Raw genomic sequence first — 23127 nt, 5'->3', positions numbered from 1 at the left:
ATACCGCAAAGATTAACCCAGAACCGCCCTCCGTGACCAGATGACTTTACTCTATCTCTATATCATGCTCAGCGGCAGCTTGTCTGGCCCAGTTAACAATTTGCGCCTCACCGCTGTCGCTGAAACCCAGCGGTGTGGCCACACTCAACTCTGGCCAGGCTCTGGCCAAAAGCTCAGGAGTACAAGCATCGGCATTAAAGTAACCCGGCTCTGTCTGCGCTATTCTCACCCGGCTGATACTGCCTGCTGCAGCCAACAAATGTTGCCCATTGGGCGCCTGCTCACTGAGCAGAAACAACCCGGCTGCCAATGGTGCGCTCAAACCAAATAAAGGTTGTACCGGCAGTGCCAGATGTTGCTCCGTCATAGGGGTGGTAGCCAAAGGATAGAGACTGTTGACACGGATGTTATGATTGCCGCCTTCACGACTGAGACTATTGGTTAATCCAAACAAAGCCATCTTGGCGCTAGCCCAGGCACTTTCAAAAAGATCTCCAAACAGTCCACTAACACCCCCCAACAAAAGGATCCGGCCATACTCCTGTGCCTTCATTCGCGACCAGAGGCCGTGACAGAGAAAGAAGCTGCCATCTAGATCCACCTGCAACTGCCGTCGCCACTGCTGTGGTGTCAGTTTTTCAAATGAGCAAGGGGTATGGATCCCGGCACAGGCCACCAACAACTCTATGGTGCCAAAGTGGTCACAAGCTTCCTGCAGCACCAAAGCAACATCTTGCTCATTGGCAACATCACAGTGCCAGGCTTTGGCATCGGCCCCCAAAGCAGAAATCGCATTCAAGGTATCTTTACAGCTGTCTATGTCCAGCAGTGCCAGACTGGCGCCACGCTGAGCCAAACCTATGGCAAAGGCGCGCCCCAACCCCGAGGCGGCACCGCTGACAAGGGCTGTCCTGCCCCCAAACCCCATCATATTAACCTCTGCTTTAGTAATAAGCTCATGAAATACCGGGTATTCTTTAACAATAAGAACACATAATCCCCTAAGGTTATTTGATTATGGCTGCATTTTTTTAATCCGCACGGGTACAAATGTGCGCTGACTCAAACTCTGTTAAATGCATTTATCCGATTGTGCTAACTTTCAAGTGGAAAATTGGTATCCTTAGCATGTTTTCCCATCTTTAACTCTGAAGAATTAACAAGATGAATCCCTGGATTTTAGCCTCACGGCCGCGCACCTTGCCTGCGGCAATAGGACCCTTGCTGATAGGCAACATTCTGGCTCTGCAACTGGAGAGTTTTAGTTGGACCATTGCAGTGGCATCTATGGTCTGTGCCCTGTTACTGCAGATTGCCGTTAACCTGGCCAACGACTACTTTGATTTCAAAAATGGTATAGATACCGAAGAGCGACTTGGGCCGATAAGGGTCACCCAGAGCGGCTTACTCGACCCGCTGAAAGTGCGTAATGCAATGATTTTTTGCCTATTGCTGGCATTGGCGGTGGGGTCTTTCCTCATCTGGCACGGTGGCTGGCCGATTGCCATCCTGGCGGCGGCTTCCATTTTGGGCGCCCTGGGTTACAGCGGTGGCCCATACCCGTTGGCCTCACACGGCCTGGGTGAAGTGGCGGCCTTTATCTTCTTTGGCTTGGTAGCCGTTGTCGGCAGTTACTATCTGCAGGCCGGTGATACCAGCACTGCAGCCTGGATTTTGGGTAGCGCCGTGGGCCTGCTCAATGCCGCCATCTGCCTAGTTAACAACACCCGCGATATCTATACTGACGAGAAAGCCGGCAAGCGCACTTTGGCGGTACGTATAGGTGAAGCCCAATCCAAGGTGCTGTACCAGGCGTTGGTATACTTACCCTTCGGCCTGATTATCGCTGGTTTCCTATTGGGCTTGCTACCTGGGCTACCTGTGCTGCTGACAGGCCTCGCGCTGCTGATGGCCCGCAAGCTGTCCAGTGATTTTATCCAGGAGTCAGGCGCAGCATTAAACCCTTTACTGGGGCGCACCGCCAAACTGACTATGATATTCAGCGCCCTGTTCAGCTTAGGCTTGGTGTTTACCCTTTAGCACTGGGATAGCTATAAACAAAGGGATAGAAATAGCAAAGGCTTCCACTGCCAAGCAGTTGGAAGCCTTTTTGTTGGCCGGTGATAGTATTCTGCCCGACCCGGTTTCCCTCAATCCAGCTTAATCAGCGGCCGCTTGGGGTCACTCCAATCCAGGTGATAACGCTCGTTGGCAGCTTGGTCTATGCGCTCAAAACTATGTGCTCCGAAAAAGTCCCGTTGCCCCTGTAACAGGTTGGCCGGCAAGGTCTCGGTGCGATAACTGTCGTAGTAGGAAAGCGCCGATGAGATGCAGGGCACTGGCACACCCGCAAGTACCGCCTTGGCAACCGTTTGCCGCCATGCCTGCTGGTGCGTAGAAAGCGTTGAAGCAAAGCCATCGGCCAACAGCAAATTGGCCAATTCCGGCTCCTTGTCGTAGGCTGCGGCTATGGATTGCAGGAATCTGGCGCGAATAATACAGCCGGCGCGCCAGATCCTGGCAATGGCGGCAAAATCCAGCTGCCATCCCTGCTCCTGAGCCTGCATCGCCATCAACTGGAACCCTTGGGCATAACAGCTCACCTTGGCGCAATAGAGTGCACTCTCCAAGCCATCAATAAAACTTTGTTGCTCGTCCGGGGCCGCCGATTGAGTGTCTCGCGCTTCGGGACCGGCCAGCTTGGTAGCCAAACTCTGGCGCAGAACTTTTTGAGTACTGATGGCGCGGGCATAAACCGCTTCGGCGATAGTGGGCGCCGGGCAACCTATCTGCAAGCTGCTAACTGCCGTCCACAGGCCTGTGCCCTTCTGCCCTGCCTTATCTAGGATCATCTCAACCAGAGGCTTACCGCTCAATGGGTCCTGTTGCCGCAAGACCTCGGCGCTGATTTCCATCAGATAACTGGAAAGCACACCTTTATTCCAGCGCTCGAATACCTCGGCAATGGCGTAGGCATCAAGACCCAGCACTTGGCTTAGCAGATGATAAGCCTCGCAAATCAACTGCATATCGGCATATTCAATACCGTTGTGCACCATCTTCACATAGTGACCGCTACCGGCCGGGCCTATGTAAGCCGTGCAGGGCTCCCCTTGGGTAACCGGGTTGCCGGGCTCGAATCGCTCCAACGGTAATCCGGTGTCACCATCCACCTTGGCAGCTATCGCCCGCCAAATAGGAGCAACCCGCCCCCAGGCTTTGATATCGCCGCTGGGCATCAGCGAGGGCCCGAATCTGGCCCCCACCTCACCGCCGGATACGGCGGAGCTGAAGAAGATAAACTGATCGCGATAGCGCAGCTCCCGCGCTATGGTGTCTGTCCACAGGCTATTGCCCGTATCTATGACTATATCCTCGCGCTCAATTCCGGCATCGAGCAGGGATTGGCATACGGCATCGACTGCCGCACCGGCCGGAATGGACAGCAGCAGAATGCGCGGCGTTGCTAAATTCCCCATCAAATCAGTAAGATTATTACAGCCAAACAGCAATTGTTCCCTCTCGGTCACTTCCATCTTGGCCTGGTTTTCGGCAGCAATCACTTTGCGACTGTCCAGATCGAACGCCGCGACCCGATAGCCGTTATCTATGATATTGAGAGCGAGATTCTTGCCCATCACACCCAGGCCTATGACCCCGATGTCAGAAAGATGCTTGTGGGTTTGCATTGTTATTAATTCCACGGGTAGCAGAGGAGCCGGTCGTTTTGTGAGCCAACAACCGGCCTTGAGTGGATTAATTATACTGATTAACGAAAGTTAATTACCAGCCGCCCTTGACGATAACCTTGTTTGAAAAACACGATTAACAGACAAACATCCGGGTTCAATTAGCCAGTTTCAGTCCCAAAACACCAATAAAAATCAACAGCAAACTGCCGATTTTCATCAGACTGGCACTCTCGCCGAATAGCCAGATCCCCACCAATGCCGTGCCCATAGCGCCAATGCCTACCCAAACACCGTAAGCCGTGCCTATAGGCAATGACTTGGTCGCCAGCCCAAGCAAACCGACACTGATAGCCATAGCGCCCAAGGTCAACAGACTCGGAATTAACTTGGTAAAACCCTGGGTATATTTAAGGCCTATGGCCCAACCTATTTCAAACAAACCTGCGAGGATTAAGAGTAACCAGTTCATGAACCCGTCCCTTTTTAAGAGGGGTCGTCCCCGATAGTGGAAAAGGCGCTTACAGGGTCGTCCCTGCGGCCAGAGTGATAAGGCTACATAGTGAGCTTAAGTTGCAAGCCTGAATGTAAAACTTGGATGCTACTACTTTGTATGTAACTACTTGTTGTTGCCCCGAACGGAGCAGCGGCATCTTAGCAAAGGCCGACTAAAAGGGCAAAGTGTAAGAGGCGCGCCTTTGCAACATGAAAAACAGTTAAAAAAACGCCTGCCGACGGCAGGCGCAAAAGGAGAAAGTCAGCCTCAGGCGTGCTCTTTCACCAGAGAATCGGCATAGCCCATACGGGTCAGTGCGGTGCGTACCAGATCCAGAGTAGCGGGATCTTCTATGGTCGCGGGCGCCTTGAACTCCTGATTGTCGGCAATTTTACGCATGGTGCCGCGCAGTATCTTGCCGGAGCGGGTCTTGGGCAACTTGGGTACAGCGCTCACCAAACGGAACGCCGCCACCGGGCCTATTTCCTGGCGCACCAGGGCCACCAGCTCCTTGTGTAGCTGTTCTTCACTCAGGGTATTGCCCATCTTGAGCACCACCAACCCCAGCGGCACCTGGCCCTTTAGCTTATCTTCCACACCGATAACCGCCGCTTCAGCCACCGCCGGGTGCTGACAAAGCACCTCTTCAAAGCGCCCGGTCGATAATCTATGACCGGCCACATTAATAATGTCATCGATGCGACTCATGATGTAGAGATAGCCCTCTTCATCCATATAGCCGGCATCTCCGGTGAGATAATAGCCGGGATACATGGCCAGATAGCTGTCATGGTAGCGCTTATCATTTTGCCACAGCGTAGTCAGGGTTCCAGGCGGCAGAGGCAGTTTGATAACCACATTGCCCGACTGCCCGGGAGCCACCTGCTCCCCCATTTCGTCCAGTACTTCCACCTGATAACCGGGCACGGCTCTTGCCGGTGACCCGGCTTTGACCTGAATAGGGGCAACCCCCATCAAGTTGGCAGCAATGGCCCATCCGGTTTCGGTTTGCCACCAGTGATCTATTACTGGCTTGGCCAGCTTCTCAGCCGCCCACTTCAGGGTATCCGGGTCACAACGCTCGCCGGCCAGAAACACGTTTTTCAGGCAAGAGAGGTCACTTTGAGCCACATAGCTTGCCTCCGGGTCCTCACGTTTGATAGCGCGAATCGCAGTCGGTGCGGTAAAGAAACTCTTGACCTTGTACTTGGCTATGGTGCGCCAAAAAGTACCGGGATCCGGGGTGCCCACAGGTTTGCCTTCAAACAGCAAGGTGGTGGCACCTACCAGTAGCGGTGCATAGACAATATAGGAGTGACCCACTACCCAACCCACATCCGAGGCTGCCCAGAAGACATCTCCTGGTTCTATGTCATAGATGGCCTTCATCGACCAGGCCAGCGCTACCGCATGACCACCATTATCACGCACAACCCCCTTTGGCTGCCCTGTGGTGCCTGAGGTGTAGAGAATGTACAAGGGATGGGTGGCTTCGACCGCCACACAATCGGCAGGAGTCGCCTGACAGATAGCACTCTGCCAGTCATGATCCCGCCCTGGCTGCAACTCGGCCTGATACTGACTGCGACCGAGAATAAGGCAGTTTTCCACCTTGTGCTCAGACTGTTCCAGCGCCTTGTCCAGCAGGGGCTTATAAGGCACAACACCTGAAGGTTCTATGCCGCAAGAGGCAGACAATACCAATCTGGGTTTGGCATCGTTAATCCGGGTTGCCAGTTCATTGGCGGCAAAGCCGCCGAAAACCACTGAATGTATGGCGCCTATGCGGGCACAGGCCAGCATGGCAAACACGGTTTCCGGCACCATGGGCATATAGATAACGACTCTGTCGCCCTTATTGATGCCGACAGATTGCATCCAGCCCGCCAGGCGACTCACCTGCTGCTGTAATTCGTTATAGCTGATGCCGTACTCGGTATCGGTTACCGGACTGACATATTGAATGGCGGTCTGTTCGCCGCGCCCGGCGGCCACATGCCTATCCACCGCGTTGTAGCAGGTGTTGAGCATGCCACCGCGAAACCAGTGGTAAAATGGCGCCTCACTCTCATCCAGCACCTGCTCCCAGGGCTGTTGCCAATCTATGGCGCGGGCACACTCACCCCAAAACTGTGTTTTGTCCTCGAGTGACGCCTTATGCAGGGCTAAACCCGGATCTATCATTATCTGTCCTCCCAAAGGACGCCGTTCTGCGACGGCACTGCGTTCCCTTCCTTCCTGGGACAATTAAAGTCCTTTTTGGTCTTGTACCCAATTAGACGTTAGCCTAAAACCCCGTTCGAACTGCGCCTTTTGGCTTCCGAGAGTTTTGCTGTCCATCCGAAGCGGACATCAAAACGATTGGAATGCAAATATGCATAGTGAAGGGTGCCATGTACCGTTACCCAGATTGGAAGACAAATAAACAAGTTACTGAAGCAAGTGTTTCAATACGGGCAAAGGCCGATGGCAGCGGCGGTGGACACCAAGCTGCTCGCAAAATGCCACAACAAACTTTACCTTTACGTAAACTTCATATATCTTGCCAAACAGGTTCAATTTTATGGTGTTATCGATGAGCGCAAACCACAATCCACAAACCACTTACTCCATCAGTGATCTGTCAAAGGAATTTGATATCACCACCCGCAGCATCCGCTTCTATGAAGATCAGGGGCTGCTCAAACCCAGGCGTCGTGGCCAGACCCGTATCTACAGTCTCAAGGACAGAGTCAGACTGAAACTTATTCTGCGCGGCAAGCGTCTGGGCTTTTCCCTGGCGGAAACCCGCCGACTGTTTGAACTCTACGATGCCGACAAGAGCAGCCATGCACAGCTCAATACCATGTTGGCCCTGATTGAGGAAAAAAAGACCTCACTGCAACAGCAGATGGACGATATCAAGGTGGTGTTGATGGAACTCAATTCTGCCGAACTTCAGTGTCGTCAGGCGCTGGATGACATGGAGCAGGAAAAAGCCTGAGCCATTGACCAAACACCATAATAATAAAATAAAAATATTAACTTACAGGACATCAAGCCAATGAACTCTCTCTACTCAAGCCTCAACTTTGGACTCGGTGAAGAAATCGATATGCTGCGGGATGCAGTCAACGGTTTCGCCGCCAATGAAATTGCCCCCATTGCCGCCAAGGTGGATCAGGACAACGCCTTCCCCAATGAGCTTTGGCCTCAGTTCGGCGACATGGGGCTGCTTGGGATCACAGTCCCCGAAGAGTTCGGCGGTGCCAACATGGGTTATCTGGCGCACGTCGTCGCCATGGAAGAGATCTCCCGCGCGTCGGCGTCCATAGGTTTGTCCTACGGCGCCCACTCCAACCTGTGCGTCAACCAGATAAACCGCAACGGCAATCAGGCCCAGAAAGAAAAATATCTGCCCAAGCTGGTCAGCGGCGAACATATAGGCGCACTGGCGATGAGTGAACCCAACTCAGGTTCGGACGTGGTTTCCATGAAGCTGCATGCCCGCAAGGAAGGCGACCGTTACATTCTCAACGGCAACAAGATGTGGATCACCAATGGCCCGGATGCCCACACCTATGTGATTTATGCCAAAACCGACTTGGACAAGGGCCCGCACGGGATCACTGCCTTTATCGTCGAGCGCGGCTTCAAAGGCTTCTCCCAGGCACAGAAGCTCGACAAGCTGGGAATGCGCGGCTCCAACACCTGTGAACTGGTATTCGAAGACTGCGAAGTCCCGGAAGAAAATATTCTCGGCGGCCTCAACCAGGGTGTGAAGGTACTGATGAGCGGCCTCGACTACGAGCGGGTGGTGCTCAGCGGCGGCCCTCTTGGGATAATGACCGCCTGCATGGACATAGTGATGCCCTATATGCACGAGCGGGTGCAGTTCGGCAAATCCATCGGCGAATTCCAACTGGTGCAGGGCAAACTGGCCGACATGTACACAGGCATGAATGCCGCCAAGTCCTATATCTATAACGTCGCCAAGTCCTGCGATCGCGGCGAAACCACACGTAAAGATGCCGCCGGAGCCATTCTCTACAGCGCCGAGCTCGCCACCAAGATGGCACTGGACGCCATTCAGCTGCTGGGCGGCAACGGCTATATCAATGAATACGCTACAGGTCGCCTACTACGCGATGCCAAGCTCTATGAAATCGGCGCCGGTACTTCGGAAATCCGCCGCATGCTCATCGGCCGAGAGCTGTTCAACGAAACCAAGTAATGGCGAATGCCGGGGCCGTTCAAGCGGCCCTTCACGCTCCCCCATTCAGTCGAAAAGGATGACAAGCCGTGCCTCAAATCAGCAGTAGAATCAACGCCCGCAGCGATGAATTCAGGGAAAAACAAGCCGCCATGTCCCACCTGGTGGCCGATGTCCAACAAAAACTCAACAAGATAGTCGAAGGCGGTGGCCCTGTGGCCATGGAGCGCCATCTGTCCCGCGGTAAACTGGCGCCGCGTACCCGGGTAGAGAAACTTCTGGATCCCGGCTCGCCATTTCTGGAACTGAGCCAGTTTGCCGCCTTCGAAGTCTATGACGAGGAAGTGCCCGCCGCCGGCATCATAGCCGGGATCGGCCGGGTCAGCGGAGTCGAGTGCATGATTATCGCCAACGACGCCACGGTCAAAGGTGGCACTTACTACCCGCTAACGGTGAAAAAACACCTGCGCGCTCAGGAGATAGCCGAACGCTGTCACCTGCCTTGCATCTATCTGGTGGACTCGGGCGGTGCCAACCTGCCGCGCCAGGATGAAGTGTTTCCGGACAGGGATCACTTCGGCCGCATCTTCTTCAATCAGGCCCGCATGTCCTCCAAAGGGATCCCGCAAATCGCCGTGGTCATGGGCCTGTGCACCGCAGGTGGCGCCTATGTGCCGGCGATGGCCGATGAGTCGATTATTGTCCGTGAACAGGGCACCATCTTTTTGGCCGGCCCGCCGCTGGTGAAAGCCGCCACAGGTGAAGAGGTCAGTGCCGAAGAGCTCGGCGGCGCCGAGGTACACACCAAGATAAGCGGTGTGGCCGATCATCTGGCGCAAAACGACGACCACGCGCTGGAGCTGGCCCGCAATGCCGTCTCCCGCCTCAATCACCAAAAGCAGATTGCCCAGACACTGAGCCAGGTAAAGCCGCCCAAGTACGATATTCATGAGCTCTACGGCATAGTCGGCACCGACTTGAAAAAGCCCTTCGATGTCAAAGAAGTGATTGCCCGCATCGTCGATGACTCAGACTTCGACGAGTTCAAGGCCGGTTATGGTGCCACTCTGGTATGCGGTTTTGCCCGTATTCATGGCTACCCGGTTGGCATAGTGGCCAACAACGGCATTCTGTTTTCCGAGTCGGCGCAAAAAGGCGCTCACTTCATCGAGCTTTGCTGCCAGCGCAAGATCCCGCTGCTGTTTTTGCAAAACATTACCGGCTTTATGGTCGGCAAGAAATATGAGCATGAAGGCATAGCCAAACACGGCGCCAAGATGGTGACCGCAGTATCCTGCGCCACTGTGCCCAAGTTTACCGTGATCATTGGCGGCTCCTACGGCGCCGGTAACTACGGCATGTGCGGCCGCGCCTTTGAACCCACCATGATGTGGATGTGGCCCAACGCCCGCATCTCAGTCATGGGGGGTGAACAGGCCGCCGGAGTGCTGGCCACAGTGCGTAAAGACGGCCTGGCCCGCAAGGGGCAGACCATGAGCGCCGAGGAAGAAGCCGCCTTCAAGGCTCCGGTGATAGCCCAATACGATAAAGAAGGGCATCCCTACCATGCCAGCGCCCGCTTGTGGGACGATGGCATTATCGACCCGGCCCAGACCCGTGATGTGGTTGGCCTGGCATTGTCGGCGGCGCTGAATGCGCCCATAGAGGACACACGTTTCGGCGTGTTCCGCATGTAATGGAGGCCGGTATGGATTATCAATATCTGACCTTAACCACCGACTCCCGCGGCGTTTCATCCCTGGTGATGAATCGCCCGCAGCTGGCCAACGCCTTCGATGAAGTGATGATTGCCGAGCTCATTGATGCGCTGGAGTCCCTGGCCCGGGATCCCGCCTGCCGGGTGCTGCTGCTGAAAGCCAACGGCAAACATTTCAGCGCCGGCGCCGACCTGAACTGGATGCGCAAACAGGCGGCGATGGACTTTGACGACAACCTCAAAGACGCCGCCGAGTTGGCCCGGTTGATGGCAACCCTGGATCAATTCCCCAAGCCGTCATTGGCCCTGGTACAGGGCGCGGCCTTTGGCGGAGCGCTGGGGCTGGTGTGTTGCTGTGATATCGCCATAGCAACACCCAAGGCCAGCTTTTGCCTGTCAGAGGTGAAGCTTGGCCTGATCCCGGCGGTTATCAGCCCCTATGTGCGCCGCGCCATGGGCGAGCGTCAGGCGAGACGCTATATGTTGACCGCAGAGCGTTTCGATGCCGAAGCCGCCAAAACTTTGCAACTGGTGCATCAGGTAGCAGACGATCTCGAGGTCGCCGCCGCGCCCTTTATCGAGTCGCTGCTGGGCAACAGTCCGCAGGCGCTCAACTGGTGCAAACAGCTGATAAGCGATATCCGCCACGGACTGATAGATGAACAGACGCTGGCGCTCACCGGCGAGGCCATCGCCCGGATCCGGGTGTCTGCTGAAGGCCAGGAAGGGCTGAACGCCTTTTTCGAAAAACGCCCGCCGAGCTGGCAAGGCTCAAGTGACAATTCGGGCAACAACTCCAGTTGCAATCCAGGCAATAGCTCAAACCCGCCACAGCGCCGTGACTAAGGAAGGATGTAAGATGTTCAACAAGATTCTGATTGCCAACCGCGGCGAAATTGCCTGTCGCATCATACGTACCGCCAGGTCATTGGGAGTGCGCACTGTCGCACTGTTCTCGGATGCCGATCGCCATGCCGCCCACGTGGCTATGGCCGATGAAGCCTTTTATCTGGGGGGTTCGGCGCCTGCCGACTCCTACCTCAGGGGCGATGCCATCATCGATATCGCCAAGGCCTGTGGCGCCGAGGCGATCCACCCGGGTTATGGTTTTCTGTCGGAAAACGCCGGTTTTGCCGCCGCCTGTGAACGGGCCAATATCGCTTTTATCGGTCCCAAGGCCGATTCCATAGAAGCCATGGGCAGCAAGAGCGCCGCCAAACTCATCATAGGCCGCGCCGGAGTGCCGCTGGTGCCCGGCTATCACGGTGATGACCAGAGCGATGAAGTGCTGCTCAGTGAAGCCGAAAAAATCGGTTTCCCGCTGCTGATCAAGGCCGCCTTCGGTGGCGGCGGCAAGGGAATGCGGATTGTCCGCAGCCTGACGGAAGTCAAGTCGGCCATCGACTCGGCCCGCCGTGAAGCCGCCTCCAGTTTTGGCAATGACAAGCTGTTGATGGAGCGTTATCTGGAGCAGCCGCGCCATGTGGAAGTACAGGTATTTGCCGACACCCAAGGCAATGTCATTTATCTGTCAGACAGGGACTGCTCGATTCAGCGCCGCCACCAGAAAGTGGTGGAGGAAGCGCCGGCCCCCGGCCTCAGCGACGCCCTGCGCCGCCGCATGGGTGAAGCCGCCGTGGCTGCCGCCCGCGCCATCGACTATGTGGGTGCAGGCACGGTCGAGTTTCTGCTGGACACCCATGCCACAGAGGAAGACGGCAGCTTCTTCTTTATGGAGATGAATACCCGTTTGCAGGTAGAGCATCCGGTTACCGAACTGGTGACAGGGACAGATCTGGTGCACTGGCAACTTCTGGTCGCTGCCGGAGAGCCTCTGCCCCTGACTCAGGAGCAAGTTGCCATTAAGGGCCATGCTTTTGAAGTGCGAATTTATGCCGAAGATCCGGATAACGACTTCCTGCCCGCCAGCGGCAAGCTCAACTTCCTGCGCGAGCCCAAGTCATCGCGCCATGTACGTATCGACTCAGGGGTTCGTGAAGGCGATGAAATCTCCAACTTCTACGACCCCATGATAGCCAAACTGATTGTCTGGGATGAATCACGCCCAAGAGCGCTGCAGCGCCTGCAAAGGGCTTTGGATGACTTCCAGCTCACCGGCCTGAAACACAATATCGGTTTCCTGGGAAAAATCGCCGCTCACCCGGCCTTTGCCAGCGCCGACTTCAGCACAGATTTTATTGAGCGCTATCAAGCACAGCTGCTGCCTCAAGCGAAAGACAGCACTCTGCCCTTGCCGCTGCTGGCCAAAGCCGCACTGTATGAAATGCTGTGGCGCAAACGCGACTCCCGGGCCAAACAGACAAACAGTCAGGACCCATCCTCGCCCTGGGGCAGCGCCAATGGCTTTAGACTCAACAGCGCCAAGCGCCACGATATTGCCCTGATGGACGATGAACACCATATTCATCACCTGCAGCTGACTGAGCTGGCCAAAGCCGATAGCTGGCAACTGACACTGGATGGTCAAACCCTGGTTATCGAAGGCGAGTTGAGCACAGATGAGGCCGGTGGTGACACGCTTCGCTGTATGGTCGATGGGCATATCAGCAGCCAGCGAATCAGCCGCCAGGGTATGGACTTTACCCTGCTTGGCCGCTCCGGCGAGCTTAGCGCCTGTCATTTCCGCGCCATTCAGAATGAACTGGAAGAGGAGCAGGCCAACCACGCCGATCTGCTCAAGGCGCCGATGAACGGCACCATAGTCACCCACCTGGTGGCTGTAGGCGATAACGTTAAGGCCGGCCAAGGGCTGATGGTGATGGAAGCGATGAAGATGGAATACACCATAGCCGCGCCTTTCGATGGCACTGTGAGTGAGTTTTTCTTCCAGCCCGGCGAACTGGTCAGCGATGGCGCCCAGTTGCTGGAGCTCAGCGAACAACTCAAGGAGGCTTAAAAATGCTGCCTCCCAAGGTAAGCCTGTTTGAAGTGGGCCCAAGAGACGGCCTGCAAAATGAAACCTCGGTCAGCACTCAAGCCAAGATAGCCCTGGTTGAAGCCCTGGCCGATGCCGGGGTGAAGCGCATCGAAGCCGCCAGCTTTGTATCGCCCAAGTGGGTACCGCAAATGGCAGACTCGGGCGAGGTGCTGCGCGGCATTTCACGCCGCACCGGCGTCTGCTACAGCGCCCTGACTCCCAATCTCAAGGGCCTGGAGTTGGCGCTGGATGCCGGCGCCGATGAAGTGGCGGTATTTGCCGCCGCCTCCGAAGGCTTCAGCCAGAAGAACATCAACTGCTCCATCGAAGAGTCCATCGCCCGCTTCGAGCCCCTGCTGAGCCGGGCCAAGGAGCAAGGCGTTCGGGTTCGCGGCTATGTTTCCTGCGTACTGGGTTGCCCCTATGATGGTGAAATCGCCCCGGCAGAAGTGGCTCGGGTCGCCGACATTCTGCATCAATTGGGCTGCTATGAAATATCCCTCGGCGACACCATAGGCGTAGGTACACCGCTCAAGGCCCGCAAAATGCTGGAAACAGTGGCCGAGCGAGTACCGGTAGAGCGCTTGGCGCTACACTTCCATGATACCTATGGTCAGGCGCTGGCCAACATTCTCGCCTGCCTGGAAACCGGCGTCAGTGTAATAGATACCTCGGTCGCCGGACTCGGTGGCTGCCCCTATGCCAAAGGCGCATCCGGTAATCTGGCCAGTGAAGATCTTGTCTATATGCTGCATGGTATGGGTATAGACACAGGCATAGATCTCAACAAACTGGCCCGGGCCGGACGGCAGATAAGCCAGCAGCTTGGCCGGCAAACCGGTTCAAAAGTAGCCAGAGCCCTGGGAGATTAAGGGCTCCAGGCGGCACAACAGATAAGCAGTATAACGACAGATAATAAACAGCAAGGACATCACTATGGCAGGACTCAATAAAGTCGTCGGCAGCTACGACGAAGCGCTCGCAGGTCTCACCAATGATATGACAGTCATGGTGGGTGGTTTCGGCCTTTGCGGCATTCCCGAAGGCCTTATCAATCAAATGGTCAAGCTGGGTGTCAGCGGCCTGACCGCCATCTCCAACAACGCCGGGGTAGACGACTTCGGGCTGGGGCTGCTGCTGCAACATAAGCAGATAAGCACAATGATCGCCTCCTATGTGGGTGAAAACGCCACCTTTGAGCGGCAGATGCTCAGTGGCGAGCTCAATGTGATCCTCACTCCGCAAGGCACTCTGGCGGAGAAGATCCGCGCCGGCGGCGCCGGGATCCCCGCCTTTTTTACCGCCACCGGCTACGGCACCCCTGTGGCCGATGGCAAAGAGACCCGCGAAATCAATGGCCGCCACTATGTGCTGGAAGATGCTCTGACCGCCGACTTCGCGCTGATCCGCGCCTGGAAGGCCGATACCATGGGTAACCTGGTATTTCGCAAGACAGCCGCCAACTTCAACCCCATGATGGCCACCGCCGGCAAGATCACTGTGGTGGAAGTGGAAGAGATAGTCGAGCCGGGTGAGCTGGACCCGGATCATATCCACACCCCGGGCATCTATGTGGATCGCGTCATCAAGGGTGTGTTCGAGAAGCGTATCGAACAGCGCACAGTCAAACAGGCATAAGGGCAGGAGAGCAAAATGGCACTTTCAAGAGAACAACTGGCCCAACGCGTCGCCAAGGAACTCAAAGACGGTTACTACGTCAATCTGGGGATAGGTATCCCGACTCTGGTGGCCAACTATATCCCCGAGGGTATGCAGGTGATGCTGCAATCGGAAAACGGCCTCTTGGGCATGGGTGAATTCCCCACCGAAGACACTATAGATCCGGATCTGATCAACGCCGGCAAGCAAACCGTTACCGCCGTCAAAGGCGCGTCTTTCTTCTCCAGCGCCGAGAGCTTCGCCATGATCCGTGGCGGGCATGTGGATCTCACGGTACTGGGCGCGTTCGAGGTGGATGTCCAAGGCTCTATCGCCTCATGGATGATCCCCGGCAAGCTGGTTAAAGGCATGGGCGGCGCCATGGACTTGGTGGCCGGCGCCGACAATATCATAGTCACCATGATGCACGCCGACAAACACGGCAACTCCAAACTGCTGAGTAAATGCGAGTTGCCGCTCACGGGTTATGGCTGCATCAAGCGGGTACTGACAGACCTGGCCTTTATCGAAATCAAGGACGGCGCCTTCCACCTGCTGGAGCGGGCACCAGGTGTGAGTGTCGAGGAGATAGTTGCCAAAACCGCCGGCAAGCTTATTGTCCCGGAACATGTGCCAGAGATGGCCTTGTAAGAAATTAAGTCTCTGAGGCCTATTATCACTCACAATAGGCCGACCTTGACCGGGCCGATTTTAGTTTTTGAGTCGCCATCGCGACTCAAAAACCCCCGGATAATATTGGGTGTGACGGTTTTATCTCAAAACTTGCAAAACGCCGCTTTTAGCTGCTGAGCAACTCACGGGCATTGGCCAGGGTATTGCTGGTGATGGTATCGCCACCAAGCAACCGGGCCAACTCCTGCACTCGCTGCTCTTTATCCAGCGCCACCATAGAGGTTTCGGTACCGCTGCCCTTGGCATGTTTAGCAACAAACATATGCTGATGGCCGTTACCTGCCACCTGCGGCAAGTGAGTCACACACAATACCTGGGTCGACTCTCCCAGGGTGCGCAACATGCGGCCCACCACGGCGGCTGTTGGTCCGGAAATCCCCACATCCACCTCATCAAAAATCAGTGTCGGAGTCGCTACCTTACGGGCGGTTATCACCTGAATACCCAGGCCGATACGGGAAAGCTCGCCCCCCGAGGCCACCTTGGCCAGACTCTGCAGTGGCTGCCCCGGATTAGTAGTCACCAGAAACTCCACCCTGTCACTGCCGTTGACCGACATCTGCCCAGGATTAAACTCCACCGCTATGCTGAACTTGCCCTTGGGCATATTGAGCTCATGGATGGAAGCTGTGACCAACTTGTCCAGCTCTTTGGCATAGCGGCTACGGCTCTGACTGAGTTTCTGCGCCTGAGTCAGATAATTCTGTTTGCTGGCTTCCAATTGCTGCTCTATCTCTTCAAGCTTCTGCTCATCCGAGTCGAGACTCCCCAGTTCGGCCAGCAATTGCTGATGGTGTTGATACAGCTCTGAGGGCATCACCTGATGCTTGCGCGCCAGTTGCATCGCCTTGGAAAGTCGCGCCTCCAGCATGGCAAAGTGTTCAGGGTCCAACTCGAGCTTGTCCAGATAGCGCTGCAGTTCGCTGCTGCTTTCCTGCACCTGGATCAGGGCATCGTTGAGCATGCCGCCGACATTGGCCAGCTCAGCATCGACACTCTCAAGATCGGCACTGATATGCACGGCCCGGTTCAACAATGACTCTATGTTGGCTTCTTCGCCCTCACTGAGCAGCATCAAGGCCAACTGACAGGACTCGATCAGCGCCGTACTGTTGGCCAGACGCTTGTGCTCCTGCTCTATCTCGGCAAATTCATGCTCCCCGAGAGCAAAGTCATTGAGTTCTTCCACCTGATAGCTGAGTAACTGCTTGCGGGCAATTCTCTCCTGCTGCGACAGCACCAGTTGCCGCAGTTCCTGCTCGATTTGGCGATAACGCTGATAGGCACTGCTGACCCCATCGAGCAACAGCTTATGATTGGCATAGCTGTCCAGCAGGTAAAGTTGCTGCTCTGTCTTGAGCATGGCGTGATGGGCATGCTGGCCGTGGATCCCCACCAGCAAGGGTCCCAACGCCTTGAGCTGAGTCAGCGGCACAGGGTTACCATTGATATAGGCGCGGGAGCGGCCATCGCTGCCAATGGTGCGCCGTAGAATACATTCATCTTCGAGTTCGAGATCATTATCTTCCAGCCAACGCTTGGCCAGAGGGACATCCGCCAGAGAGAAACGGGCACTGACTTCCGTCTTGCTGGCGCCGGGGCGCACACTGGCGGCATCGGCCCGGTTACCGAGACAAAGCCCCAGGGCATCGATGGCAATGGATTTACCCGCCCCGGTCTCGCCGGTAATACTGGTCATTCCCGGACGGAAGTCCAGCTCCAGAAAACGCACTATGGCAAAGTTATTGATGCTGAGTTGGCAAAGCATAATGAATTCCCAAAACACTGTATTGATAAACAGTATATACTGATTTTTTATACAGTAAATATCTGTCGATTAATTATTCCCTGTGTTCTACCCAGCCTAAACAGCCCATGCCGCTATCAAAGGCAAACTGATAAAGGTGATTAGCGTGCCCAGTAATATACCCTGGGCACTGACCCCAGCCTTGGTGTCATAACGCTGCGCCAGTAAGTATACACTCGCTGCAGTAGGCAGGGCCGCAAGAATAACCCCCATCTGCAGATTGGTGCCGCTGATCCCCATGGCTTTCAATAATAGATAAGCCAGCAGAGGTTGCAGTAGTAGCTTGCAAGCGTTGATACCAAAAAGCTCGGCCAACTGCCAAGGCCCAGGTAAGCGGGTGGCGCCGCGAACCCGAGTCGCCTTGGCCAACACCATACCTATGGCAAACAGGGCGCAGGGACTGGAGGTAGCGCCTATCTGGCTTATCATCATCGCTATCCCATCCGGCAGAGCCATACCGGAAGCCGAGACAGCAACGCCCAGGGCGCTGCCGATAACAATCGGGTTTTTCGCCAGCGCTTCAACAATAATCAACAAAGGATGCGCCTTATTTTCTGTATCTCTGGCGAGCTCCAGCGACACCAGTGCGATGGCAAACATCACCACAGACAACAGGCTGGCAATGGCCGCCGCAGCCAGCGCCAACTGGTTTCCCGGGTAGACTATCATCATCATGGGGATGCCGATAAAGGCGGTATTGCCGAAGGTGGCATTCAAGGCGCGAATCGCCCCTACCCCCTGACCGGCCCTGAAACAACCGGAAATCAGCAGCACCAGCAGATAGGTCAGCATCATTGCCACACTGAAACCGACGATGAAATGCCACTGGAAGATCTCCTCGAAAGAAGTTCTTGCCAGCACTATCATCATAATGGCCGGAAAAGCTATGTAATAAACATATTGGTTGAGGGCGGCGTCCGTACCATCCGGCAGGATTTTGCTTTTCTGTACCAGTGAACCTGCGAGCATAATGCCAAACACAGAGATCAGCGGAGTAATGATTCCAGTCATACTTCTTCCATTTTGCTGACTTTGGCTGTCGTACTCCCGCCGAGGATCTGCGAAAATGGCGGGGAATTCTGTATCTTGCCTGCCCTTATCAGTACAGCTAAGTAAGTTCGGCAGAGATTGCCGACAAGTTACCACAGCCGTTATCTGCCAGCCATTGCGCTATGGTCGTAGACATCGGCAGACAAGCGTTTTAAACATATCCTTGGCACATTGAGGAACAGCAATGAGTGACAATCAGGCTCCCGAACTGCAACTGCTCTACTTGTTTGTACATCTGGTCAATGCCGGCAGTTTCTCCCAGGCCGCCAAAGTACTGAATATGCCGGTGGCCACCGTCAGCCGCAAACTAGCCAAGCTGGAATCTGTGCTGGATAAACAACTACTGATGCGAACCACCCGCAAACTGAGGTTGACCGAAGAGGGACTGGAGTTGTTCCAACGCTATCAGCAACTGATAGCCCAGTTTGATGCCCTGGCCAGCGGCACCTGCGCCGACAAGCCCGAAGGCACCCTGAGAATTGCCGCTCCCATCTCGATTATCTCTATGATATTCATCGAGACACTGAACGAATTTTGCGAGTGCTACCCGGATATCAAGCTGCATATCGCCCAAAGTAACGAGGTGGTGGATCTCATCGATAAAGGCATAGATGTTGCCATAGTCGGCGGCACCCAGCCTGACTCCTCCTGGGTTTCCTGCTCTCTCGGAGTATTGGATTATCGCCTGGTGGCTTCCCCCGGGTATCTTCGAAAAGCGCCGGTATTTAACCATCCGCAACAGCTCAGTCAGCACAAGGTTATCAAGGTCTGGCCTCTGTTCAACTGGTCGCTGCGCCATCCCGATGGCGATGCCTTCTATTATGATGGCCCAGCCAACCTAACCCTGACGGATCTCCACGGTGCCATCCGCGCGACCTTAAATGACGGCGGCATTCTTTACGGCCCAGAGCTATTTTGCAAACAGGAGTTGAAAGATGGCCGGCTACAGGTATTGCTACCGGAGTGGAAAGGAGAAAAACGGCGTATTTCCCTGCTCTATCATCAACGCAGCCAGCAACCTCTCAAGGTAAAACTCTTTATCGAGTTCATGCAGCAGCGCGCCCCTGCGCTGTTTTCCATGGACTAAAACGCAGACGCAAAAAAGCCCGCGACGCGGGCTTTTCTTCGAAGGGGTAAGTCTTACAGACGGATACCAGCCTTCTCCAGGTCTTTGGCAATCACACTTCTTGGCAGTGCAACATAACCGTCTTTCTCAACAACCTGCTGACCCTGCTTGGACAGGACATAGCGGACAAACTCGCGCTGCATGGGTGACAGCTCTTTGTTTGGGTGCTTGTTGATGTAAACGTAGAGGTAGCGTGACAGTGGGTAAGTACCGCTGGCAGCATTCTCAGGCGTTGCCGCGATATAGTCGTCGCCCTTCTTCGACAGAGCCACAGCTTTCACACCGGCAGTCTTGTAACCTATGCCTGAGTAACCGATAGCATTCAGCGACTGAGATACAGACTGAACCACTGAGGCGCTGCCTGGCTGCTCGTTCACGTTGGCTTTGAAGTCGCCCTTACACAGCGCTTTCTTCTTGAAGTAACCGTATGTACCGGATACTGAGTTACGGCCGTACAGCTGAATGTCTTTGGCAGACCAGCTTCCGTCCAAACCGGCATCACCCCAACGAGTGATATCGCTGCCACCACACTTGTGGGTAGAGGAGAAGATGGCATCAACCTGCTCTATGCTCAGCCCCTTGATGGGGTTGTCCTTGTGCACAAAGACTGCCAGAGCATCAATGGCTACACGAATCGCAGTAGGCTTATAACCATAGTGCTTTTCAAACGCTTCCTCTTCGTTTGGCTTCATCTTGCGGCTCATTGGGCCAAACTGAGAAGTCCCTTCGGTCAGGGCTGGAGGCGCAGTTGAAGAACCGGCAGCCTGGATCTGGATGTTGACGTTAGGGTACATCTGTTTGAATTCTTCTGCCCACAGAGTCATCATGTTGGCCAGAGTGTCAGAACCGACAGAAGACAAGTTACCGGATACGCCACTTGTTTTCTCGTAGGTTGGCAGTGACTGATCGATAGCAGCCATAGATGCTGCTGAGAATACACCAGCGGCTGTAAGAGTCACCGCACCGACAAGCTGTTTCAATTTCATTATTTGCTCCAGTGTTTACCGAAATTGGTTTCTAAAACGCAGCCAGTATCAATTGCCACAATGACAAGTCTATGACTTTAAAATGACAGTTGCATGACAGGCCAAGATAAATTCGCAGCAAATGAGGGATTGAAATTAGCGGATAGCACAGTTGTCAATAGTTTCAACATTAAGGGCCTTCGAGTAAAAGTATTGTTTAAGCAGCTCACTTTCTGTAGCAAAGAGTTTGTATAATCATAATCTGAAGCTTGCTGCTGGTGACACAAGCAGCAAAATAAATCCCCTTCGCACCAGATAGTAAAAAAGGAGCCTACGGCTCCTTAATAACATTAGTCTATTCCAGCGCTTCAAGAATCTTGCTGCTCCAGCAGATGCTGCGGGATCACAAAGCTGAAAGTACTGCCCTTACCCAACTCGCTGGTCACCTTGAGTTCACTGTGGTGATGACTAAGGGCGTGTTTCACTATCGCCAACCCCAAACCACTGCCACCGGTTTGCCGCGAGCGGGCACTGTCGACCCGATAGAAACGTTCAGTCAGTCGACTGATATGCTGCGGTGCAATTCCTTCACCACTGTCTTTAACACTGAACATGGCGCCGGTTGCCACCCGTTGCCAGCGCACCTCAATACTGCCGCCCGGTTCAGTGTAACGTATGGCATTGGACAACAAGTTGGAGCAGGCACTGCGCAGCTGCAACTCATTGCCATGGGTATTGAGCCCGGGTTCGGCATGGAAGCTCAGTTGGTAGCGACCACGGGAGAGCGCTTCGCCCTCCTCCTTTAAGGTGGTCATCAACTGCTTCATATCCACAGTGTGTTCCAGGTTGATATCGGCGGCATCTTCAATCCGCGACAACGCCAACAACTGCTCTACCATGGATTGCATCCTGCCGGTCTGCTGCTGCATCAACTCCAGCGCCTTAACATTGGGGGAGTCGGGTTCGGCCATGCTCTGCATCATCTCAAGATACCCCTGCAGCACAGTGAGCGGCGTCTTCAGCTCATGGGAGACGTTGGCAACAAACTCCTTGCGCATTCCCTCGAGTTGCCTAACCCGGGTAATATCCCGGGCGATCAGCAACAGCTGCCTGTCGCCATAGGCCATCAAACGCACTTCCAGCAAACGTCTATCCGAAACCGGGGACGGCAGCTCCAGCGGCTCCTTGTAATGACCCTTTTTCAAATAGGCCGAAAAGTCGGGATGCCGGATAAGGTTATCTATTCGCTGACCATTATCCTGCGGCCAGACAAAGCCAAGCAGCAGCTGCGCCAGCTTATTACACCAGAGAATATTGTGCTCTGAATCGAGTACCACTGCCGCATCAGGAAGCGCTTCGGCCCCCTGACGAAACCGTCCCAGCAACCCTGCCAACTGACTCACCCGCTTGCGGTTTTTACCCTGCAGGCGATAGATGCCATTGAACACCCCTTCCCAGCTGCCGCTGCCCTGAGGCGGCGTTAAGCGGCGATCGCGCCACAACCAGTAATTGAGCCGAATAAGCTGGCGATAGTGCCAACCCAATAATAGAAAAGCTCCCAGACACAACACCAAGAGCAACTGACCAAGCAGCAACCCAAGCAGCAGACAAGCCGCCAGGTACAGCATCAGACGGGAAAACAGCCGATAACCCGAATAGGAATCAAACATAGAAAATGCCCAGGCAAAAGGCCGATGGTTGCACAAGATAACGCAAAAACCGACCCGTGCCCATTGTTACCCCGCTAGATACGGGTAGAGAAGCGGTAACCTGCGCCGCGAACCGTTTGGATCAGTTTATCGTGCCCGGACAGCTCCACGGCTTTCCTTAAGCGACGAATATGCACATCCACGGTTCTGTCTTCGACATAGACATTGGTGCCCCAAACATTGTCCAGCAGCTGCTCACGGCTGTAGACCCGTTCCGGGTGAGTCATAAAGAAGTGCAGCAAACGAAACTCGGTCGGCCCCATCTCCAGCACTGAATCACCCACAGTGACCCTATGGCTGACAGGATCCAGGGTCAGGCCCTGCACATCTATGGTTTCTTCCAGGCGGGTTGGCGCGGCGCGTCTGAGAACCGCCTTGATGCGGGCCACCAACTCCTTAGGGGAAAACGGCTTGGTAATATAGTCATCGGCGCCCACTTCCAGGCCTTTGACCTTGTCCTCTTCCTCACCGCGGGCGGTGAGCATGATAATGGGGATCTGACGGGTAAACTCATCTTGCTTCAATCGCTTGGCAAACTGAATACCGCTGCCGCCCGGAAACATCCAGTCCAGCAGAATAAGATCCGGATAAGGCTCCTTGAGCAGTGCCAGGGCAGAGTCAAAGTCCTCGGCGGCACTGGTGGTGTACCCGTGTTGTTCCATAACAAAAGTCAGCATCTCGCGGATAGCCAACTCATCTTCTACTATTAAAATCCTTGCAGTCATAACGGTTTCTGTCAGTGAATTTCCACGTGGCCATTATTGGACAGTTTTATTACAAAATTATGAAAAAGACTCGTTTAAGCCCTATTAACGCCACCATTTTGTCATAATTTTCCGGATTAAACACTTGAAACCCTGATAAAAATATCTTTAAAACCTCTCCATTAGCCGCTATCGACAACAATCCTAATGCGTGTAAATCCATAACAAAAACATATACCAAACAATATCTTACCTGGAAATAAATCCCACATTTCCCAAAAGATAATAATCAAGTTGAACCAGGCTCGGAACATATGACACAGACCAAGGCGCTGACACATATTCTGCCGATGCTTAAAGTGATCGCATGTCCGGTCCAACT

At 54.6% G+C, this 23127-nt stretch carries 19 protein-coding genes; 10 read left to right on the top strand and 9 right to left on the bottom strand.

The genetic code is table 11. The features are described 5' to 3' along the window. Positions 1 to 46 precede the first annotated feature (46 nt). Complete coding sequence (locus RC73_RS05700; protein WP_052248016.1) at positions 47 to 931, bottom strand: SDR family NAD(P)-dependent oxidoreductase; 885 nt, start codon at positions 929 to 931, stop codon at positions 47 to 49. A gap of 233 nt (positions 932 to 1164) precedes the next feature. Here RC73_RS05700 and RC73_RS05695 point away from each other — a divergent pair, with 233 nt between their 5' ends. Then, on the top strand, positions 1165 to 2040 hold the full coding sequence (locus RC73_RS05695; RefSeq protein ID WP_039033747.1) for a 1,4-dihydroxy-2-naphthoate polyprenyltransferase: 876 nt from the start codon (positions 1165 to 1167) through the stop codon (positions 2038 to 2040). A 110-nt stretch (positions 2041 to 2150) separates the two neighbouring features. Here the strand turns inward: RC73_RS05695 and gndA are convergent, their stop codons facing one another. The 3 genes from gndA to RC73_RS05680 form a co-directional block, all read right to left on the bottom strand. After that, positions 2151 to 3689, bottom strand: a complete 1539-nt coding sequence (gndA, locus tag RC73_RS05690) for an NADP-dependent phosphogluconate dehydrogenase (RefSeq protein WP_039033746.1) — start codon at positions 3687 to 3689, stop codon at positions 2151 to 2153. 157 nt (positions 3690 to 3846) lie between these two features. Beyond that, entirely contained in the window at positions 3847 to 4161 is a 315-nt protein-coding gene (gene sugE / locus RC73_RS05685) for a quaternary ammonium compound efflux SMR transporter SugE (RefSeq protein ID WP_039033745.1), read from the bottom strand. Between the two features lie 291 nt (positions 4162 to 4452). Beyond that, positions 4453 to 6369 carry a propionyl-CoA synthetase gene (locus RC73_RS05680; protein WP_039033744.1) on the bottom strand — a complete coding sequence of 639 codons (1917 nt, stop codon included), beginning with the start codon at positions 6367 to 6369 and terminating at the stop codon, positions 4453 to 4455. Positions 6370 to 6760: 391 nt separating this feature from the next. On the opposite strand from RC73_RS05680, the gene RC73_RS05675 reads away from it, so the two are divergent. The 8 genes from RC73_RS05675 (at position 6761) to RC73_RS05640 (ending at position 15342) form a co-directional block, all read left to right on the top strand. Further along, entirely contained in the window at positions 6761 to 7168 is a 408-nt protein-coding gene (locus RC73_RS05675; RefSeq protein WP_025009395.1) for a MerR family transcriptional regulator, read from the top strand. A 60-nt stretch (positions 7169 to 7228) separates the two neighbouring features. After that, positions 7229 to 8398, top strand: a complete 1170-nt coding sequence (locus RC73_RS05670) for an isovaleryl-CoA dehydrogenase (RefSeq protein ID WP_039033743.1) — start codon at positions 7229 to 7231, stop codon at positions 8396 to 8398. 68 nt (positions 8399 to 8466) lie between these two features. Then, positions 8467 to 10074 (top strand): carboxyl transferase domain-containing protein, encoded by a 1608-nt coding sequence (locus tag RC73_RS05665; RefSeq protein WP_025009397.1) that lies wholly within the window; start codon positions 8467 to 8469, stop codon positions 10072 to 10074. Positions 10075 to 10085: 11 nt separating this feature from the next. Then, positions 10086 to 10940: an enoyl-CoA hydratase-related protein gene (locus tag RC73_RS05660; RefSeq protein ID WP_039033799.1), complete on the top strand. Its 855-nt coding sequence runs from the start codon at positions 10086 to 10088 to the stop codon at positions 10938 to 10940. 13 nt (positions 10941 to 10953) lie between these two features. Beyond that, complete coding sequence (locus RC73_RS05655; RefSeq protein ID WP_039033742.1) at positions 10954 to 13011, top strand: acetyl/propionyl/methylcrotonyl-CoA carboxylase subunit alpha; 2058 nt, start codon at positions 10954 to 10956, stop codon at positions 13009 to 13011. Positions 13012 to 13013: 2 nt separating this feature from the next. Beyond that, on the top strand, positions 13014 to 13904 hold the full coding sequence (locus RC73_RS05650; RefSeq protein ID WP_039033741.1) for a hydroxymethylglutaryl-CoA lyase: 891 nt from the start codon (positions 13014 to 13016) through the stop codon (positions 13902 to 13904). A gap of 64 nt (positions 13905 to 13968) precedes the next feature. Next, positions 13969 to 14670 (top strand): CoA transferase subunit A, encoded by a 702-nt coding sequence (locus RC73_RS05645; RefSeq protein WP_039033740.1) that lies wholly within the window; start codon positions 13969 to 13971, stop codon positions 14668 to 14670. A gap of 15 nt (positions 14671 to 14685) precedes the next feature. Then, positions 14686 to 15342 carry a CoA transferase subunit B gene (locus tag RC73_RS05640; protein ID WP_039033739.1) on the top strand — a complete coding sequence of 219 codons (657 nt, stop codon included), beginning with the start codon at positions 14686 to 14688 and terminating at the stop codon, positions 15340 to 15342. Positions 15343 to 15490: 148 nt separating this feature from the next. On the opposite strand, the gene recN is transcribed toward RC73_RS05640, so the two are convergent. Both recN and RC73_RS05630 read right to left on the bottom strand, forming a co-directional pair. Next, positions 15491 to 17152 carry a DNA repair protein RecN gene (gene recN, locus RC73_RS05635; RefSeq protein ID WP_039033738.1) on the bottom strand — a complete coding sequence of 554 codons (1662 nt, stop codon included), beginning with the start codon at positions 17150 to 17152 and terminating at the stop codon, positions 15491 to 15493. 96 nt (positions 17153 to 17248) lie between these two features. Then, on the bottom strand, positions 17249 to 18202 hold the full coding sequence (locus tag RC73_RS05630) for an AEC family transporter (protein WP_039033737.1): 954 nt from the start codon (positions 18200 to 18202) through the stop codon (positions 17249 to 17251). Positions 18203 to 18425: 223 nt separating this feature from the next. On the opposite strand from RC73_RS05630, the gene RC73_RS05625 reads away from it, so the two are divergent. Continuing rightward, positions 18426 to 19328: a LysR family transcriptional regulator gene (locus RC73_RS05625; protein WP_039033736.1), complete on the top strand. Its 903-nt coding sequence runs from the start codon at positions 18426 to 18428 to the stop codon at positions 19326 to 19328. Positions 19329 to 19381: 53 nt separating this feature from the next. On the opposite strand, the gene RC73_RS05620 is transcribed toward RC73_RS05625, so the two are convergent. The 3 genes from RC73_RS05620 to phoB form a co-directional block, all read right to left on the bottom strand. After that, positions 19382 to 20353, bottom strand: coding sequence for a PstS family phosphate ABC transporter substrate-binding protein (locus tag RC73_RS05620; protein WP_025889126.1), 972 nt, complete (start codon positions 20351 to 20353; stop codon positions 19382 to 19384). Between the two features lie 347 nt (positions 20354 to 20700). Further along, positions 20701 to 22002 (bottom strand): phosphate regulon sensor histidine kinase PhoR, encoded by a 1302-nt coding sequence (gene phoR / locus RC73_RS05615; RefSeq protein WP_039033735.1) that lies wholly within the window; start codon positions 22000 to 22002, stop codon positions 20701 to 20703. A gap of 74 nt (positions 22003 to 22076) precedes the next feature. Then, entirely contained in the window at positions 22077 to 22766 is a 690-nt protein-coding gene (gene phoB, locus RC73_RS05610; protein WP_025011640.1) for a phosphate regulon transcriptional regulator PhoB, read from the bottom strand. Positions 22767 to 23127 lie beyond the last annotated feature (361 nt).

It is taken from the genome of Shewanella sp. ECSMB14102 (assembly GCF_000813075.1).
Lineage (GTDB): Bacteria > Pseudomonadota > Gammaproteobacteria > Enterobacterales > Shewanellaceae > Shewanella > Shewanella indica.
This window is presented reverse-complemented; position numbering and strand designations above follow the sequence as displayed.